This window comes from Rhodanobacter sp. UC4448_H15 (genome assembly GCF_052978265.1).
The window spans coordinates 1,850,737-1,867,442 of the sequence record NZ_CM129665.1 but is presented as its reverse complement, the minus strand read 5'-3'; the positions used below and the strand labels follow the sequence as shown (position 1 = coordinate 1,867,442).

Here is a 16,706-nt window from a genome sequence, read left to right as displayed (position 1 = left end):
AGTCTAGACCTTGGATCAAGGTCAAGAGTCAAGCATCAGCTTCCCTTTCGTCGCGACATTTGCGACAACTCTCCCGTTCCATTCAGATCCACGACATCATCGCTACAGGGGAAAACGCATGAAGCATCTCGTTCACGGCCTCGTCGCCGTCTTTGTCCTTGCCCTCATCTCAGGCTGCGCAACCACGCGCACCCGGATGTCGCTCGACGTGCCATCGCCGGGTTCAGCGGTAGTCAGCGGCGGCAAACCGGTGGTCATCGACGCCATCCATGACGTGCGCGTGTTCGAAACCGATCCGGACGACCCCAGCACGCCATCCTTGAAGAAGGGCGCCAGCTACGCGCTGGATGCAACGCAACGCAAGCAGGCCATCGCGCGCAAGCGTGGCGGCTTCGGAAAGGCATTCGGCGACATCCTGCTCAAGCCCGGCCAGAACGTGGAGTCGGTGACCCGGCAGTTGTTGACCAATGCATTTGCCAGCCGCGGCTACAGCGTCGTGGATGCAGCCAGCGCCCCGGCGAATGCGCCACATGTCAGCGTCGACATCCGCCAATTTTGGGCGTGGTTCACGCCCGGGTTCTGGAGCGCCAGCATCGAGGCAAAGCTGGACACCTTGCTCAAGATCGACAGCCCGCAGGGGCATCGCCAGGTGACCGTGAAGGGATACGGCCACAACTCCATCCAGGTCGCTCGCGAAGCCAACTGGCAACTGGCCTACCAGCGTGCATTCGAGGATTACCTGAAACAGTTCGCCGACGCCGCCAACAACAACGGGCTCTGAGTCAGGCGTAAAAGCCATAAGAACGCCATCTGCGTCACTGGAGGACAGGAGGCGGCGTGCATACGCGCCGCGTGAAGGTGTTGAACCCCTCTCCCCTCGGGAGAGGGGTAGGGGCGAGGGGCGGCGGAAGCGCGCGCTGGGGACCCCGAACCCTCATCCATCGCTTTGCGCCATCTTCCCCAGGAGGGAGGTGAAGTGCTTGCCCGCCGAAGCAAGCTGTCCTCAGATCACTAAGACAGCTGCTCGGCCTACATCCTCGTCTTCCCTTCTGAACTCGATATCCGGTCAATCCTTGCGCACGAACCCCTCGCCGCTCCAACCCTCGCTGCCCACGCCGTGGTGGACGAAGAACAGGCCGTCGGGATCGTAGCGGCGCTTCACGGCGAGCAGCTTCGGGTAGTGGGTGCCCCAGAACGCGGCCTGCCAGTCGCGCTGGAAGTAATCGCTCTCGGAGACGTAGGCACCCGCGTTCGGCGCGACCTTGCGCAGGGCGGCCATCGCCGTGCCGATGCTGGCGGCGGCGCGCTGCGCCTCCGCCAGATCCGGTTTCGGCATGCCCGGAAAGGCCGGTGCACCGCCGCCGGCGATGATCGCCAGCGCAAACGCATCGAGCACCTGCGGGTTGGTCGCGGTGTCTCTCGCTGCGGCGATTTCCGTCGCGGGCGCGCCGGCCAGTCCCTTGTTGAAATGCAGGCCCACGCTCCATTCGCGCGCGGCGTCGAACAGCGCATCGACCAGTGCACCCTGGCGATCCTCGTGCAGCAGCGTGGCCGGCAACCACGCCGACTGGTAGGCGTGCAGGAACCAGGCCGCCTCCCCCACATTGGTCGCCCAGTAGGCATGGTGCTTCGGCGCGCCGGGCCGGTTGTCCGCCACCATCACGCCGGGCGCATTCTGGCGCATGAAATCCACGTCCCACATGCGTTGCGCCGGCATCGCAAAGATCTTCATCGGATCGGCGTAGCGATATTCCACGCGCGCCTTCACCCAGTCGAGAAACGGCGCCCAGACCTTTTCCATCTGCGCCTGATCCAGCCCGTGGCACAGCATGCTCAGTTCCAGCTTGCGGCCGCTGAAGCCCATCTGCTCGCCCCAGTGCGGATTGAACAGGTCGCTGCGATAGAATGCGATCGCCCGCGCGATCAGCGCGCGATAGGCGGCATCGGTGGTGGCCTCGATCGTGCCGAACACGCCACCGAAGAACGCCGGCAGCTCGCGCGTGCGCAGGGTCAGGCGCGTGACCACGCCAAGGCTGCCGCCGCCGCCACCCTTGAGGCCCCAGTACAGCTCCGGATTCGTGCAGGCGTTGGCGATGCGCACCTGGCCGTCGGCGGTGACGACTTCGGCTTCCAGCAGGCCCGCCGCCGCGGTGCCGTAATGCTTGGAGAAGCTGCCGAAGCCGCCGCTCTGCACCAGCCCGGCCACGCCCACCGTGGTGCAGCCGCCGCCCTGCACGTAGCGGCCGCCCCTGGTGGTTACCGCGTCGTAGGCGTCGATCCACATCGCGCCGGCGCCGATGCTCACCGCCGGCTGTGCGGCCTGCTTGCCCGCGCAGCCGTGGCCGACGAAGGCATCGTGCAGGGTCACGTCGTGCATGTGCCGCGTCCACACCAGCAGGGAGTCGGGCGCGTTCGAGGTGCCCTGGTAGCTGTGGCCGCCGCCTTTCACGACGAGCCGCAGATGATGCCGACGGGCAAAGTTCACCGCGGCGACCACGTCGGCCGTGCTCTCGGCGGCCACGGCGTACGTGCTGGGCTGCGAGGCCCAGGCATCCAGCCAGCCGCTGGTCTGGGTCAGCGCGGGGTTGTCGCCGACGTAGAACGGATTCTTGATCTGCGCCAGCGCCTCGGCCCGGGCAGCGGCAGTCGCCCCCGGCGCGAATGGCGATTGCAGTTTCAGCAGGCGTCCGCCGACCTGCTGTCTCAGCGTTTCCCAGGCGTCGGCGTCGGGCCACGCCGGATCGCCCGGCCGCACCCGGCGCAGCAATCGGGAAAGATGGTTGCGGGTACCGGCCAGCGCCCGGGCGACCGGCGACAGCGCCAAGGGCAGGAGCGATGCGGCGACAGCGGCCTTGAGCAGATCGCGGCGGTTCATGGGCGTTCCGATGGTGGGGTCGAGGGCTCCATCTTGCAGCGCCTCCGGCCGCGCTGTCGCCCGCCAGGTGACGGATCGACCCGTCACGGGGACGGACGGCAGGGCTGCGGGGACGGGTCGCGGGGCTTTGCGTAGAATCGCCGGATGAACGAACGCCCCGGCCTCAGCTTCGACGATTTCCAGCGCTGGCGGCGACCCATCGAAGTCGGCTTCTGGGTGGCCCTGGTCATCCTCAACGCCGGATTCAATGCGCTGGTTGCGCTGACCGACCATCCCGACGTGGACACGTGGAAACCCTGGGTGTGGGAGTTCAGCAGCGCCCTCCTGATCCTGGCGCTGATCCCGTTCGTGATCGCGCTGGAACGCCGTTGGCCGTTCCGCGTCGATACCTGGCGGCACAGCCTGCCGCGCCACCTGCTGGCCACGGTCCCGTTCAGCCTCATCCATGTCACCGGCATGGTGGCGCTGCGTCGGCTCTGTTACGCGCTGGTCGGTTCCCACGACCAGTTCGGCGCGCACTACGGCTACGAGTATCTGAAGGACATCCGCACCTATTTCGTCATCATCGCGCTGCTGTGCCTGTCGCGCCTGTGGCTGATCCGCTGGCAGGGCGAGGCGCGCTTGCTGGCCGCCCCCGACGAGGGACAGCCGGCCGAACCGGTCGAGCGGCCCGAACGCTTCCTGGTGCGCAAGCTGGGGCGGGAATTCCTGCTCAATGCCAGCGAGGTCGAATGGCTGCAGGCCTCGGGCAATTACGTGAACCTGCATGTGCACGGTCGCGACTACCCGCTGCGCAGCACCATGGCGGCGATCGAGGAGCGGCTGGACCCGGCGCGTTTCGTGCGCGTGCACCGGGGCTATTTCGTCAATCTCGACTACCTCGCCCAGATCGAGCCCTTGGATACCGGCGACGCCCGCCTGACCATGCGTGACGGTGCCACCATCCCCTGCAGCCGACGCCACCGTGCTGCCTTGCGCGAGCGTTTCGGCGGCTGAGCGGGCGACAGCGCGGTGCGGGCGGAATGGGCTACGCTGGGCAGAACGGTCGGTCATCAAGGGGCAACAGATGAATACACGCATCCTCGGCGGCATCGCGCGGGCGCACAGGGCGTCGATCGTGCTGGTCATCGCCGCACTGCTGACATGGAGCCTGCTGCAAACCGCCACCGCGGCCACCCCGGAGCAGTCGCGCTGGGAGCGCCAGGCGCAGGCGGTGACGATCACCCGCGACGACTGGGGCATCGCCCACGTGCACGGCAAGACCGATGCGGACGCGGTGTTCGGCATGGCCTACGCCCAGGCCGAGGACGACTTCAACCGGGTCGAGACCAACTACCTGATCGCGCTGGGCCGGCTGGCCGAGGCGAAGGACGCCGACGACTCTGCGCTGTGGCAGGACCTGCGCCAGCGCCTGTTCATCGATCCGGCCGAGTTGAAGAAGCTGTACGCGCAAAGCCCGCGCTGGCTGCGCCAGCTGATGGACAGCTGGGCCGACGGGCTCAACTACTACCTCGCCACCCATCCCGACGTGCACCCGCGCGTGCTCACCCGCTTCGAGCCGTGGATGGCGCTGTCCTTCACCGAAGGCAGCATCGGCGGCGACATCGAGCGGGTGGAGCTGGCACCGCTGAAGGCGTTCTATGGCAGCCCGGCCGACGCGCCGCTGGCCCAGGTGCACACGCAACCCAGCTGGATCGAGCCGACCGGCTCCAACGGCATCGCGATCGCGCCGAAGCTCACCGCCGACGGCCACGCGCTGCTGCTGATCAACCCGCACACCTCGTTCTTCTTCCGCTCCGAACTGCAGATGTCCAGCGACGAGGGGCTGAATGCCTACGGCGCGGTGACCTGGGGCCAGTTCTTCATCTACCAGGGCTTCAACCCGCACGTGGGCTGGATGCATACCTCGACCGGCGTCGACGTGGTCGACGAGTTCGCCGAGACCATCGTGCACCGGGACGGCAAGCTGTTCTACCGCTACGGCAAGGAACTGCGGCCGGTGACGTCACGCCAGATCACCTTGTCGTATCGCGACAAGAGCGGCGCGCTGGCGCAGCGCACGTTCACCGCGCACTTCACCCATCACGGCCCGATCGTGCGCGAGGCGGACGGCAAGTGGATCGCCGAAGCACTGATGAACAAGCCGATCCCCGCGCTGGAGCAGAGCTGGCTGCGCACCAGGACGCATGATCTCGCCAGCTACATGAAGGTCGCCGAGCTGAAGGCGAACTCGTCCAACAACACCTTGTTTGCCGACGACAAGGGCGAGATCGCCTTCCTGCTGCCGCAATTCGTGCCCAGGCGCGACAACCGCTTCGACTACACCAAACCCGTGGACGGCAGCGATCCGGCCACCGACTGGCAGGGCCTGACGCCGCTGGACCAGCTGCCGCAGGTGGTGAACCCGCCCAATGGCTGGACCTTCAACACCAACAACTGGCCGTATTCCGCCGCCGGCGCGTACAGCCCGAAGCAGGCCGACTACCCGCGCTACATGGACACCTTCGGCGAGAACCCGCGCGGCCTGCACGCGATCCGCCTGCTCACCGACATCAGGCAGGTCACCCTGCCCTCGCTGATCACCGCCGCGTTCGACTCCTACCTGCCCGCGTTCGCGCGCCAGTTGCCGATCCTGATCGCCGACTACGACGCGCTGCCCGCCGACGATCCCCTGCGCGCGAAACTCGCCGGGCCGATCCAGTTGCTGCGCGACTGGGACTACCGCTGGGGCATCGCCTCGATGCCGACCTCGCTGGCGGTGTTCTGGGGCGATACGCTGTGGGACGAAGTGAGCAAGGCCGACACCGCCGAAGGCCTGTCGATCTACGACCGGATGGCCGCCAAGGCCGGCGCCAAGGCGCGCCTCCATGCGCTGGTCGAAGCCTCCGACCGGCTGACCCAGGACTTCGGCAGCTGGGGCGTGCCGTGGGGCGAGATCAACCGCTTCCAGCGCATCAACGGCGACATCGTGCAGAAATTCGACGACGCCAAGCCCAGCATCCCGGTGCCGTTCACCTCCTCGCGCTGGGGTTCGCTGGCCTCGTTCGGCGCGCATCGCTGGCCGGGTACCAAGCGCTACTACGGCACCGGCGGCAACAGCTTCGTGGCTGCCGTCGAATTCGGGCCGAAGGTGCATGCGCGGGCGATCACCGCCGGCGGCGAAAGCGGGCACCCCGATTCTCCGCACTTCAACGACGAGGCGGAGCGCTACACCACCGGCAACCTGCGCACCGTGTACTTCTGGCCGGAACAATTGAAGGGCCACACCGAACGCAGCTATCACCCCGGCGGGTAAAAGCTGAACGGCAACGACGGTCGAGCACATAACCTTGTCATCGACCTGGTTATGACTTCCGTGGAATGACCTGCGCATGCGCCAACCCGGTGCGCAGGTCGCGGACCGCGGAGCGAACCCATGAAGCGTGGCACCCAGTCACTGGTGGTGATCGGCAGCGTCGTGCTGGCGTTGCTCGTGGTGGCACTGATCGTCATCGCCACGTTCGACTGGAACCGGCTGCGGCCGTTCATCGGCGACAAGGTCAGCCAGGCGATCGGCCGGCCCTTTTCCATCAACGGCGACCTCACGCTGGACTGGCGCCGGGACCGCAGCCGCAGCGGCCCCGCCGCCTGGGTGCCGTGGCCCGAGTTCACCGCGCGTGACATCCGCATCGCCAATCCCGACTGGGCCGCGCAAACGCCATTCGCACAGCTGGATGCGCTGCGCTTCCGGCTCTCGCCGTGGGCGCTGCTGGTGCATCGCATCGAGGTACCCAGCGTGCAACTGGTGAACCCCAGCATCGACCTGGAGCGCGACAAGGACGGTCGCGCCACCTGGCACTTCAATCCACCGAAGAAATCCGGGCCGTCGGCATGGCATCTGGACGTGGGCTCGGTCGGTTTCGACCACGGCGTGATCCGGCTGGATGACGCGGTCACGCAGACCAGGCTCAAGGTCGCCGTGAAACCGTTGCAGGCGGCGATTCCCTACGACGACATCGTGGCGCAACAGAGCGCCGACGCCCGCAAGCAGGCGCAGAAGACCACCGGCAAGGCCGCCGCCAAGGCGCCGGAAGTGCCCAGGGACAAATCGGCCAGCGCGACCAGCTACCAGTTCGCCTGGCAAGCCAGCGGCACGTACCAGGGCGGTGCGCTCACCGGCGAAGGCAAGACCGGTGCCGTGCTGGCGTTGCAGGACGCCAGCCAGCCCTTTCCGGTGCAGGCCGACGTGCACATCGGCGACAGCCACATCGCCCTGGTCGGCACGCTGACCGATCCGCTGCAACTGGGCGCGCTTGATCTGCGCCTGTGGTTCTCCGGCAGCAGCATGGCCAAGCTGTACCCGCTGACCGGCATCACCCTGCCCGATACGCCGCCCTACGCCACCGAGGGCCACCTGAGCGCCAGGCTGGGCGAGGGCTCCGGCCGCTATCACTACCAGGACTTCCGCGGCCACGTCGGTGGCAGCGACCTCGCCGGCGACCTGTTGTTCGTCACTGGCGGCGAACGACCGAAACTGAGCGGCAAGCTGCATTCGAACCTGCTGCGCTTCGCCGACCTGGCGCCGCTGATCGGCGCCGACTCCAGCACCGCCAAGGTCGATCGCCCCGACACCTCGCAGCCGGTCGACAAACTGCTGCCGGTGGCGCCGTTCCGCACCGGGCGCTGGCGAACCATGGACGCCGACGTGGATTTCAGCGCCGCCCGCATCGAACACGGCGAGGCGCTGCCGATCGACTCGCTGCGCACCCACCTCGTGCTGAAAAGCGGCGCGCTCTACCTCGACCCGCTGACTTTCGGCGTGGCCGGCGGCACCGTGCGCAGCAACATCACCCTCGACGGCAGCCGCGCGCCGATGCCCGGCGTGCTGGAACTGCATGCGCGCCATCTGAAGCTGAAACAGTTGTTCCCGCAGTTCTCGCCGATGCGCACCAGCTTCGGCGAGATCAACGGCGACGCCAACCTCACCGCCGAAGGCAATTCCATCGCCGCCCTGCTCGGCAGCGCCGACGGCGAGCTGAAGCTGCTGATGAACGACGGCGCGATCAGCAAGACGCTGCTGGAAACCGCCGGCCTCAACGTGGGCAACATCATCATCGGCAAGCTGTTCGGCGACAAGACGGTGGAGATCAACTGCGCCGCCACCGACATGGTCGCGAAGCACGGCCTGTTCGACATGCGCCTGTTCGTGTTCGACACCGACGACGCGCTGATCAAGGTGGATGGCACGGTGAATCTCGCCAGCGAGAAACTCGACCTCGACGTGAAACCGCACACCAAGGGCCTGCGCATCCTATCCCTGCGCTCGCCGCTGTATGTTCGCGGCACGCTCAAGCACCCCGACGTCGGCGTGCAGAAGGGTCCGCTGCTGCTGCGCGGCGCCGGCGCCGTGGCCCTGGGCGCCGTCGCCGCACCGGCGGCCGCGCTGATCGCGTTGATCGCGCCCAGCCACGAAAACGAGGACAGCGGCGAGAACACCTGCCGCGCGGTGCTGATGCAACTGCGTGGCTCGGGCCAGAAGACTCAATCAAGCAGGAAATGACCATCTGTCGGCGGTTTCACCGCACGACCGAACCGTCCGCCAACCGGCAACGTTCAGTGCAGCTGCCGTCCGGAGCGGGTGAACCGGCGCCATAGCCGGCGCCACAGCATCGCCAGCGGGAAGGCCAGAATCAGAAAGGGCAAGCCGTAGCCGAGCAGCCCCAACGCATCGACCACGCCGTCCGCCACCTCGTCGGGCAAGCCGGAAAAGCCGATACCGATACGCCCGCTGCGGGCATCGCTACTGTCGAACTCCAGTTCGAGCCGATTGGTATCCAGCCGGCGCTGCTGATTTGCCCCAGCGGCCTGCAGCGATTGCAGTTGGCTTTCCACCGAGGCCTGCTCGTGGCTGAGCGCGATCAGATCGGCAACGGCCATGTCCTTGCGCGCGGCGAGGTCCGCCAGATGTTGGGCTTGCTTTTCCAGCAAGTCGCGCTGACGCCGGTTGTCGGTGACGACATCGGCGAGATCCTCGGCCCGGGTCTGCCGGTATCCGACCGTGCCGTCTTGAGATGCCAGCTTCGCCATCGGCTCAACGCCATCTGGCACGATTCGCACGACCAGCGATGCCGAGTGCTCATCCTGCCGGATGCGCAGAACGTTGCAGGCACCGAATCGATCCGACTCGCAAGCCTGCCGGGCCGCCGCCAGGCGATCGGCAATTTTCGCTTCCGGCAGTTTGATCCGCAGCGTGTGCTCATAAGCCAGCATCGCCCCGGACTTCGACTGCTCTCCGCTGACCGGTGCTGGCGAGACCTCCTGCTTCTTCGAGCACCCGCAGATCGCCTGCAGCACACCCAGCAGCAACAGCGCCATGCAGACAGAGCGGAAGCTGGACATGCGATTCCCCAAGGCAGTCAGGTCGGGTCAATCTGCCACAGCGGCAGACAAACTCAAACCACGTGGCGTCGAAGCGCGAGCGCACCGTACCGCGGTGCCCCACGCTTCGTCCCGACACCCAAAGGCATCGCGCACAGGGTGCGCTCCTGCACGGGCACGCGAGTCGTGCCAGGCATGGCGCTAGAATGCCGCGACTTCCCTTGCGCGTACGCCCATGCACCCCGTCAATCAGGCTCGTCTGCAGATTCATTTCTGCGTGTTGCTGTGGGGCTTTACCGCGATCCTGGGCAAGCTGATCACCTTGCAGGCGCTGCCGCTGGTGTGGTGGCGCATGCTGCTGGTAACCGGTGCGCTGCTGCTGGTGCCGCGGGTGCGGCGCCAGTTGCGGGCGATGTCATGGCGGCTGATCGGCGCATATGCCGGCATCGGCGTGCTGGTGTCGCTGCACTGGCTGACCTTCTATGCCGCGATCAAGCTGTCCAATGCCTCGGTGGGCGCCACCTGCATCGCGCTGGGGCCGGTGTTCCTGGCCTTCATCGAGCCGTGGCTCGCCAAGCGCAAATTCGATCCGCGCGAATTGCTGATCGGCGTGGCGGTAGTGCCGGGCGTGGTGATGGTGGTCGGCGGCGTGCCGGTGGACATGCGCATCGGCATCGCGGTGGGCGTGCTGTCGGCGCTGTTCGTGGCGCTGTTCGGCTCGCTCAACAAGCGCATGGTCGAATCGGGCGATCCGCTGACGGTGACCTTCATCGAGCTGGGCACCGGTACCGCGTTCCTCACCCTGCTGGCGCCGCTGCTGCCGCACCAGGGCGCGCTGTTCGTGCTGCCGAACCTGCACGACGCGCTGCTGCTGCTGGCGCTGGCGTTCGGCTGCACCCTGCTGCCGTTCACGCTGGCGCTGGTGGCATTGCGCCACATGACGGCGTTCGGCACCCAGATGGTGACCAACCTGGAACCGGTCTACGCGATCGTGCTGGCGATCGTGCTGCTCGGCGAGCAGCACGAACTCGATCACTGGTTCTATCTCGGCGTGGCGGTGATCCTCGCTGCAGTGTTCGTGCATCCGCTGCTGCATCGCAAGCAGCGCGTCACCACCCAGCCGGAGCTGCTTGGCACCACCGAAAGCCACAGCATGGTCGACTGAGCGAACCTCGCGCACTACGCTGCCACGGCGCGCCAGCGTTGATTCATCGGGGCGAACACATGACGACCGCCAACCACCAGCACCACCGCGGCATCTTGCAGGCATTGGCCGCGGCAGCCTTGTTCGGCCTCGGCACGCCGCTGGCCAAGCTGCTGCTGGACACGACGCCGCCGCTGCTGCTGGCCGGGCTGCTGTACGCCGGCTCGGGGCTGGGCCTGTCGCTATGGCTGCTGCTGCGCAAGCTGCGCCGCCAGCGCGCCGCTGAGGCACCACTGACGCGACGGGACGCGCCATGGCTCGCCGGCGCGGTGCTGTTCGGCGGCGTGCTCGGTCCGATCCTGCTGATGCTGGGGCTGGCGCAGACGCCCGCGTCCACGGCCTCGCTGTTGCTCAACCTGGAAAGCGTGCTGACCGCCGTGCTCGCCTGGGTGGTGTTTCGCGAGAATGTGGATCGGCGCGTGTTCCTGGGCATGCTGGCGATCGTTGCCGGCAGCGTGCTGCTGTCCTGGCAGCGCCAGGCCGGCAGCGAGGTTCCGTGGGGCGCGCTGGCGATCGCCGGCGCATGCCTGTGCTGGGCGATCGACAACAACCTGACACGCCCCGTCGCCGGCGGCGACCCAGTGCAGATAGCCGCGATCAAGGGCGGCGTGGCCGGAATCATCACACTCACCCTCGCGCTGGTGATGGGCTATCGCTTCCCGGCCATCCTGCCCCTGCTCGCCACCGGAGCGCTCGGCTTCGTCGGCTACGGCCTGAGCCTGGTGCTGTTCGTGCTCGCCCTGCGCGGCCTGGGCACGGCGCGCACCGGCGCGTACTTCTCCACCGCGCCGTTCGTCGGCGCCGGCCTGTCGCTGCTGCTGATCGCCGAACATCCGCCGCTCGCGTTCTGGCTGGCCGGCGCGCTGATGGCGCTCGGCGTGTGGCTGCACGTCAGCGAGCGGCATGCGCACGAGCACGCGCATGAGGCACTGGCGCACAACCACCGCCATTACCACGACGAGCATCACCAGCACGCCCACGACTTCCCGTGGGACGGCAAGGAACCTCATACCCATCCGCACCTGCACGAACCGCTGGTGCACAGCCATCCGCATTATCCGGACATCCATCATCGCCACCGGCATTCCTGAGAACTGCGCGGCCACGCGGTGTGGATCCGACGCCCTGATCACCGAGGGATTCGACGGCGACTTCAATTGCGTCCCGCCGAGCCGCACAAATCTGCTGGATGACCTTAACTTGTGACTGGGCATGCCGCAGCACGGTTGCTGGTGCTGAATCGGCAGACGCTCAGGCTGAGGTGATGTGCTGGCGAATTGCTCAAGGACGAGTATCATCCTTGAATGACAATGAATCGTATTCGCAATATTTTGCGCAGCCTTTTCACGGCGATACTTCTGCTGTTCGGCATGACGGCCTTCCCGGTCACAGCTCAGGACGCGATGACCTCGGTTCCACAGACTTGGCAGATGCTTGATTACCTAGCGACCGATTACGCAGGCGCGGTGAAGAGTGGCGCTGTCATCAGCACATCCGAGTACGCCGAGATGCGGGAGTTCACGGCAACGGCGCGATCGCGCATCACCGCGTTACCACCGACCGTCGCCACACCGGCACTCTTGCAACAGGCGGATGCGCTGGTGGCCTCGGTCGATGCCAAGGCGACACCCGCTCAGGTAGCTACGCAGGCGCATGCGCTGGCCGATGCGCTACTCCAGGCGTACCCGGTGCCGACCGCACCAGAACACGCGCCCGATCTGACCCGCGGGACAACGCTCTATCAAACCCAGTGCGCTGCCTGTCATGGAGCCACCGGACACGGTGATGGGCCCGCTGGCCTGCAGCTGTCGCCCCGGCCGGTGAACTTCACCGATCAGACGCGGGCCGATCAGCGCAGCGCGCTGTCGTTATATGAGGTGATAAGCCAAGGCGTGGAAGGCACGCCGATGGCGAGCTACGCGCAGCAACTGTCCTCAGACGACCGTTGGGCACTGGCATACTACGTGGGCTCGCTGGCTTATACCAAGGAGGCAGTCACTGGCGCCGACACTTGGCAACACGACACCGCCGCACGGGCACAGATCGCCGATCTGAAGGAGCTGTCGCGTGCGCGCGTGGCGCAGTTGACGCCCACGCTCGGCGCGGAGCGTGCTCGGACGATCGTGGGTTATCTGCGGGCTCACCCGGACGTCATCCAGCAAGAAGCCTTGACTGGCATTCCTCTAGCGCGAGCGCGACTGGCGGCGAGTCTGGCGGCTTACCGTGCCGGCGCGGAAACGCAAGCCACCCAACTGGCACTGTCCGCCTACCTCGATGGTGTGGAACCGGTCGAACCGCAACTTAACGCACACGACAGTGCACTGCGCGCTCAGCTCGAAACAGCCATGGGCGCCTATCGCACTGCGCTGTCGAGCAGCGCTTCCATGGCGTCGGTGGTGAAACAGGCAGACGCTGTCGATGATCTATTGGTACGCGCGCAGGAGGTCACTACCGATGCGGCGGGCGACGTTGCCGCTATCTTTCTGGGGGCCTTCACCATCCTGGTTCGCGAGGGCCTGGAAGCCCTGCTGGTCGTGGTCGCGCTGCTCGCTTTTCTGCGCAAGGCCGCGCGACCCGAAGCGCTGCGCTATGTTCATGCGGGCTGGATGCTTGCGCTCGTCGCCGGCGGGATCACTTGGGCGATCGCCAGCTATGCGATTTCCATCAGTGGTGCCGGCCGTGAATTGACCGAAGGACTGTCGTCGCTGTTTGCGGCGTTCGTGTTGCTCGGAGTGGGTCTGTGGATGCACCAGAAAAGTATCGGCGGTCGCTGGCAGGCGTACCTGAAGGAAAAGATGGCGGCTGCGCTCAACCGGCGTTCTGCGTGGTTCCTTTTCGGGCTGGCCTTCATCTCGGTGTACCGCGAGGTGTTCGAGAGCATCCTGTTCTACGCCGCGCTGTGGAACGACGGCCAGGAAGTATGGCTGCTCGGCGGTATCGCGGCCGGCGCGGCCGTGCTGGGGCTGATCGCCTGGGTGCTGCTGCGCACCAGCCGGCGGCTGCCGATCGGCACATTCTTCTCCGCCAGTTCGGCGCTGATCGCCTTGCTCGCCATCGTGCTGACCGGCAAGGGGATCGCCGCCCTGCAGGAGGCCGGCTGGGTCACAGTAAGCGTCGCGCCGGTGCCGCATATCGAACTGCTGGGCATTTATCCGACGTGGCAATCCTTGCTGGCCCAGTTGACGATTCTGGTGCTGCTGGCGGTCGGATTCGCGTTCAATATCCGTCGCGGCCGCCAATCCTCCGCGTCAGCCACCACGACCAGGGAAGTTCTCCCCGATGCAGAATGAAGGCAATAGGGCATGACTGAATGTGGTTGTCACACTGAAGCCAGCAATGAAGCGGAGCGACGCATCCTCCACCTCGCGCTGGTTCTGAATGCCACGATGTTTGTGGTCGGCATTGTCGCGGGTCTGATCGCGCAATCGATGGGGCTGATCGCCGATTCGCTGGACATGCTCGCCGACGCGAGTGCGTACGGCATCGCGCTCGTCGCCTGGCAGCGCAGTACAAGCTTCAAAGCATCGGCCGCTTCCGTGAGCGGCACGTTGCTGCTGATCTTGGGCGCCGGTGTCGTCGCGGGTGTGGTGTGGCGACTCGTTGCGGGCAGTCATCCCGAGGGTGGTTGGATGATGGGCATTGCCCTCATCGCCTTGATCGTGAATGCCACCGTGTTGAGGCTATTGGAACGGTTCCGTCACGGCGAAGTGCATCTGCGCGCCACGTGGCTGTTCACGCGGGTCGACGTCATCGCCAACCTGGCAGTGATCATCTCCGGTGTGCTGGTGCTAGTCCTGCACAGTGCGTTGCCCGACCTGGTCATCGGTGCGGCCATCGCCTGCTACGTGCTCAAAGAGGCTCTAGGCATTCTGCGCGAAGCAAAGGAAGCGCGAGTTGCGGCCAGCGAATCGACCGTCAAGCCATGACCTCTCCGGTGTCAGGGCTTGGTCCGGTGGTGTATGCCGTTGACCTGCGACTGTTCCACGCCATCCATCCGTCCACACGGCCATCGCCCACGATGCTTCATCTGGCACGCGGTCTGGCCAATGGGCCGTTGATGCTGACTGTCGTCCTCCTTGCGGCGATGCTGGTGTTTCCCCGATGGGCAATGCGAGTGCCAGCTCTTAAAGCAGCAGGTGCTGCTGCCATGGCACTGCTCGCGAACCTGGCCATCGGCCTCTTCTGGGATCGAGCACGCCCCTTCGTGGCCGGTGTCGGCCAAGCCTGGGTTTCGCATGCGGCGACAGGCAGCTTTCCCAGCGACCATCTGACCGCGCAGTGGGTCGTCGCCGGCATGCTGTTGCTGGATCGACGCACCCGAGCATGGGGCACCGGGATCGCACTGTTCAGTCTGCCCATGGCATGGGCGCGCATCTACCTGGGCGTGCATTATCCCGGCGATATGCTGGGAGCCCTCGCGATGGGCGGGCTGGCCATGCTGAGTGGTTGGTTGTGGTTGCGTGCCAGCACCCCACCCGTCCAGCGGCGGTGACCATGCAGCCGCACATGCTGTCGTTGCTTTCCACCGTGGCTAGCGTCTGCCCGCGGCACACGCGATCGCTCAGGTCCACCGGCATCGCACGCGCAATGAGCTCGCTGGTTTGGACAAGACGGCGCGGTTCCTGTTGCAGCCACGCCGACGGAGAGTCATCGCGCGGAAGCGGCACCGGCGGGCAGTTTGGCGAAGCGGCTGTGGAGGTCAAACCTTTTGTGGCTCCTCGCACCCATGCCCACACGACGTTGTTTCGACCTGCAGTGTCACGTGATGAATGCCAAAGCGCGCTTCCAGCATCTGCGCCAACCGGAGCCGCAGCGCTTCCGCGTCTGATGCGTCGCCATCCATGATCACATGCGCCGCCATCGCCGAACGCGTGCTGCTCAGCGCCCATACGTGCACATCGTGCAGTGCAGCCACGCCTGGAGTCGCCAACATTTCGTTGCGAACCTCTCCAGTATCGACGCCACGAGGCGCCCCCTCCATCAGGACATTCCCTGCCTCTCGCAGCAGGATCAATGTCCGCGGCAATACCCACAAACCAATCAACACGGCGATAATGGGATCGGCAAGGTAGAAGCCGGTGAACTTGATGATCAACGCGCCGATGATGACGCCTACTGAACCAAGCATGTCGGCCCAAACTTCCAGATAGGCACCTTTCACGTTGAGGCTTTCACCGCTGCCGGCCTTGAGCAATCGCATCGAGATGAGGTTGATCACCAGCCCCAGTACCGCGATCACCAGCATGCCAGTGGAGGCCACCGAAGGCGGTTCGCTGAAGCGCCGCGCCGCCTCCCACAAGATGTAACCGGCGACGAGGAACAGCAAGCCACCGTTGACGAGTGCGCCGATGGCTTCCATGCGCGCGTAACCATAGGTGCGTTTCGCGTCGGGCGGACGTCGAGCCAGGCGCACGGCGGTCAGCGAGATCGTCAGCGCGATCACATCGGTGGCCATGTGTGCCGCATCCGACAACAAGGCCAAGCTGTTGGTAAGCAAACCGCCGATGATCTCGACGACAAGAAACGTACTGGTCAGGCCGAGTGCCCACCACAGCGGCGTCTCGTGCTTGATCTCTGTACCCACATGATCGTGTCCGGCACTCATCATTTGTCTCCGTTCGTGTAGCTGCACCACGCCATGCGGAACACCCGCCATGCCGAGCGTATAAACATCAGCAACAATGCCGATGCAATCAGCAGATCGGGCCAGCCTGCGCCGAAGATGCCGACGCCGGCGGCCGCTGCCAGCACGGCAATACCTTCGAATACGTCATTGCGTGAGCATTCCCAGGCCGAGGCCATGTTGACGTCGCCTTTGCGGTAAGGCAGCAGCAGGCGCAGACATGCGGCATTGGCGACCAGGTTCAGCAAGGCGGCGATACCGATCGCCTCGAAGATCGGCACGCCCGGATGCAGGAGACGCCAGCCAATCTGGATGGCGACTGCAAGCGCCGCACCAAGAATCAGTGCGCCCTTGAATAATGCCACCCGGGCTTTCGCGCGATCACTGGCACCAATAACCGCAAGGCTCAAGAGGTAGGTGAGCGCATCGCCCAGGTTGTCCAGTCCGCCGGACAGCAGCGACGACGAACCGCTGTAGATCGCCGCGGACAGCATCATCACGAAGGTGGCGAGGTTGGTCGCCAGAACGATCATCAACACCCGACGCTGCCGCGCCTGCAACGCGGCAATATCGATGGTGGTGGCACAACACGTATCAGTCATGAGCCGGTAATCCGATGGCTTGGATGCATGCTTCAGGCATTGGAA

At 65.8% G+C, this 16,706-nt stretch carries 13 protein-coding genes; 9 read left to right on the top strand and 4 right to left on the bottom strand.

The genetic code is table 11. The annotated features are described in order from the left end of the window. The first annotated feature begins 10 nt into the window (after positions 1-10). Positions 11-781, top strand: a complete 771-nt coding sequence (locus ACVCMI_RS08270; RefSeq protein ID WP_447099178.1) for a YajG family lipoprotein — start codon at positions 11-13, stop codon at positions 779-781. 285 nt (positions 782-1,066) lie between these two features. On the opposite strand, the gene ACVCMI_RS08265 is transcribed toward ACVCMI_RS08270, so the two are convergent. Beyond that, on the bottom strand, positions 1,067-2,875 hold the full coding sequence (locus tag ACVCMI_RS08265) for an FAD-binding protein (protein ID WP_447099179.1): 1,809 nt from the start codon (positions 2,873-2,875) through the stop codon (positions 1,067-1,069). Between the two features lie 144 nt (positions 2,876-3,019). Here ACVCMI_RS08265 and ACVCMI_RS08260 point away from each other — a divergent pair, with 144 nt between their 5' ends. From ACVCMI_RS08260 to ACVCMI_RS08250, 3 genes are all read left to right on the top strand, one after another. Next, positions 3,020-3,871 (top strand): LytTR family DNA-binding domain-containing protein, encoded by an 852-nt coding sequence (locus ACVCMI_RS08260; protein ID WP_395117649.1) that lies wholly within the window; start codon positions 3,020-3,022, stop codon positions 3,869-3,871. 70 nt (positions 3,872-3,941) lie between these two features. Next, positions 3,942-6,170 carry a penicillin acylase family protein gene (locus tag ACVCMI_RS08255; RefSeq protein ID WP_447099180.1) on the top strand — a complete coding sequence of 743 codons (2,229 nt, stop codon included), beginning with the start codon at positions 3,942-3,944 and terminating at the stop codon, positions 6,168-6,170. Positions 6,171-6,290: 120 nt separating this feature from the next. Continuing rightward, positions 6,291-8,414, top strand: a complete 2,124-nt coding sequence (locus ACVCMI_RS08250) for an AsmA family protein (RefSeq protein WP_447099181.1) — start codon at positions 6,291-6,293, stop codon at positions 8,412-8,414. A gap of 53 nt (positions 8,415-8,467) precedes the next feature. On the opposite strand, the gene ACVCMI_RS08245 is transcribed toward ACVCMI_RS08250, so the two are convergent. Further along, positions 8,468-9,253 (bottom strand): DUF4349 domain-containing protein, encoded by a 786-nt coding sequence (locus tag ACVCMI_RS08245; protein ID WP_447099182.1) that lies wholly within the window; start codon positions 9,251-9,253, stop codon positions 8,468-8,470. A gap of 214 nt (positions 9,254-9,467) precedes the next feature. Here ACVCMI_RS08245 and ACVCMI_RS08240 point away from each other — a divergent pair, with 214 nt between their 5' ends. From ACVCMI_RS08240 to ACVCMI_RS08220, 5 genes are all read left to right on the top strand, one after another. After that, a complete protein-coding gene (locus ACVCMI_RS08240; protein ID WP_447099183.1) occupies positions 9,468-10,397 on the top strand; it encodes a DMT family transporter in 930 nt (309 codons plus the stop codon). Between the two features lie 59 nt (positions 10,398-10,456). After that, entirely contained in the window at positions 10,457-11,527 is a 1,071-nt protein-coding gene (locus tag ACVCMI_RS08235; RefSeq protein WP_447099184.1) for an EamA family transporter, read from the top strand. 219 nt (positions 11,528-11,746) lie between these two features. Beyond that, positions 11,747-13,726 carry an FTR1 family protein gene (locus tag ACVCMI_RS08230; RefSeq protein WP_447099185.1) on the top strand — a complete coding sequence of 660 codons (1,980 nt, stop codon included), beginning with the start codon at positions 11,747-11,749 and terminating at the stop codon, positions 13,724-13,726. Between the two features lie 12 nt (positions 13,727-13,738). Beyond that, positions 13,739-14,362: a cation transporter gene (locus ACVCMI_RS08225; RefSeq protein ID WP_447099186.1), complete on the top strand. Its 624-nt coding sequence runs from the start codon at positions 13,739-13,741 to the stop codon at positions 14,360-14,362. Beyond that, positions 14,359-14,928: a phosphatase PAP2 family protein gene (locus tag ACVCMI_RS08220; RefSeq protein WP_447099187.1), complete on the top strand. Its 570-nt coding sequence runs from the start codon at positions 14,359-14,361 to the stop codon at positions 14,926-14,928. The genes ACVCMI_RS08225 and ACVCMI_RS08220 overlap by 4 nt, the downstream gene beginning before the upstream one ends. A 207-nt stretch (positions 14,929-15,135) precedes the next feature. Here the strand turns inward: ACVCMI_RS08220 and ACVCMI_RS08215 are convergent, their stop codons facing one another. Together ACVCMI_RS08215 and ACVCMI_RS08210 are read right to left on the bottom strand one after the other, a co-directional pair. Then, positions 15,136-16,041, bottom strand: a complete 906-nt coding sequence (locus tag ACVCMI_RS08215) for a cation diffusion facilitator family transporter (protein ID WP_447099188.1) — start codon at positions 16,039-16,041, stop codon at positions 15,136-15,138. Next, on the bottom strand, positions 16,041-16,661 hold the full coding sequence (locus ACVCMI_RS08210) for a cation transporter (RefSeq protein ID WP_447099189.1): 621 nt from the start codon (positions 16,659-16,661) through the stop codon (positions 16,041-16,043). The genes ACVCMI_RS08215 and ACVCMI_RS08210 overlap by 1 nt, the downstream gene beginning before the upstream one ends. Positions 16,662-16,706: the final 45 nt, after the last annotated feature.

Excerpts from the sequence above, each read along its gene's own strand:
- ACVCMI_RS08265 (WP_447099179.1), bottom strand. The coding sequence starts at position 2,875 with ATGAACCGCCGCGATCTGCTCAAGGCCGCTGTCGCCGCATCGCTCCTG.
- ACVCMI_RS08260 (WP_395117649.1), top strand. The coding sequence starts at position 3,020 with ATGAACGAACGCCCCGGCCTCAGCTTCGACGATTTCCAGCGCTGGCGG.
- ACVCMI_RS08255 (WP_447099180.1), top strand. The coding sequence starts at position 3,942 with ATGAATACACGCATCCTCGGCGGCATCGCGCGGGCGCACAGGGCGTCG.
- ACVCMI_RS08250 (WP_447099181.1), top strand. The coding sequence starts at position 6,291 with ATGAAGCGTGGCACCCAGTCACTGGTGGTGATCGGCAGCGTCGTGCTG.
- ACVCMI_RS08245 (WP_447099182.1), bottom strand. The coding sequence starts at position 9,253 with ATGTCCAGCTTCCGCTCTGTCTGCATGGCGCTGTTGCTGCTGGGTGTG.
- ACVCMI_RS08240 (WP_447099183.1), top strand. The coding sequence starts at position 9,468 with ATGCACCCCGTCAATCAGGCTCGTCTGCAGATTCATTTCTGCGTGTTG.
- ACVCMI_RS08235 (WP_447099184.1), top strand. The coding sequence starts at position 10,457 with ATGACGACCGCCAACCACCAGCACCACCGCGGCATCTTGCAGGCATTG.
- ACVCMI_RS08230 (WP_447099185.1), top strand. The coding sequence starts at position 11,747 with ATGAATCGTATTCGCAATATTTTGCGCAGCCTTTTCACGGCGATACTT.
- ACVCMI_RS08225 (WP_447099186.1), top strand. The coding sequence starts at position 13,739 with ATGACTGAATGTGGTTGTCACACTGAAGCCAGCAATGAAGCGGAGCGA.
- ACVCMI_RS08220 (WP_447099187.1), top strand. The coding sequence starts at position 14,359 with ATGACCTCTCCGGTGTCAGGGCTTGGTCCGGTGGTGTATGCCGTTGAC.
- ACVCMI_RS08215 (WP_447099188.1), bottom strand. The coding sequence starts at position 16,041 with ATGAGTGCCGGACACGATCATGTGGGTACAGAGATCAAGCACGAGACG.
- ACVCMI_RS08210 (WP_447099189.1), bottom strand. The coding sequence starts at position 16,661 with ATGACTGATACGTGTTGTGCCACCACCATCGATATTGCCGCGTTGCAG.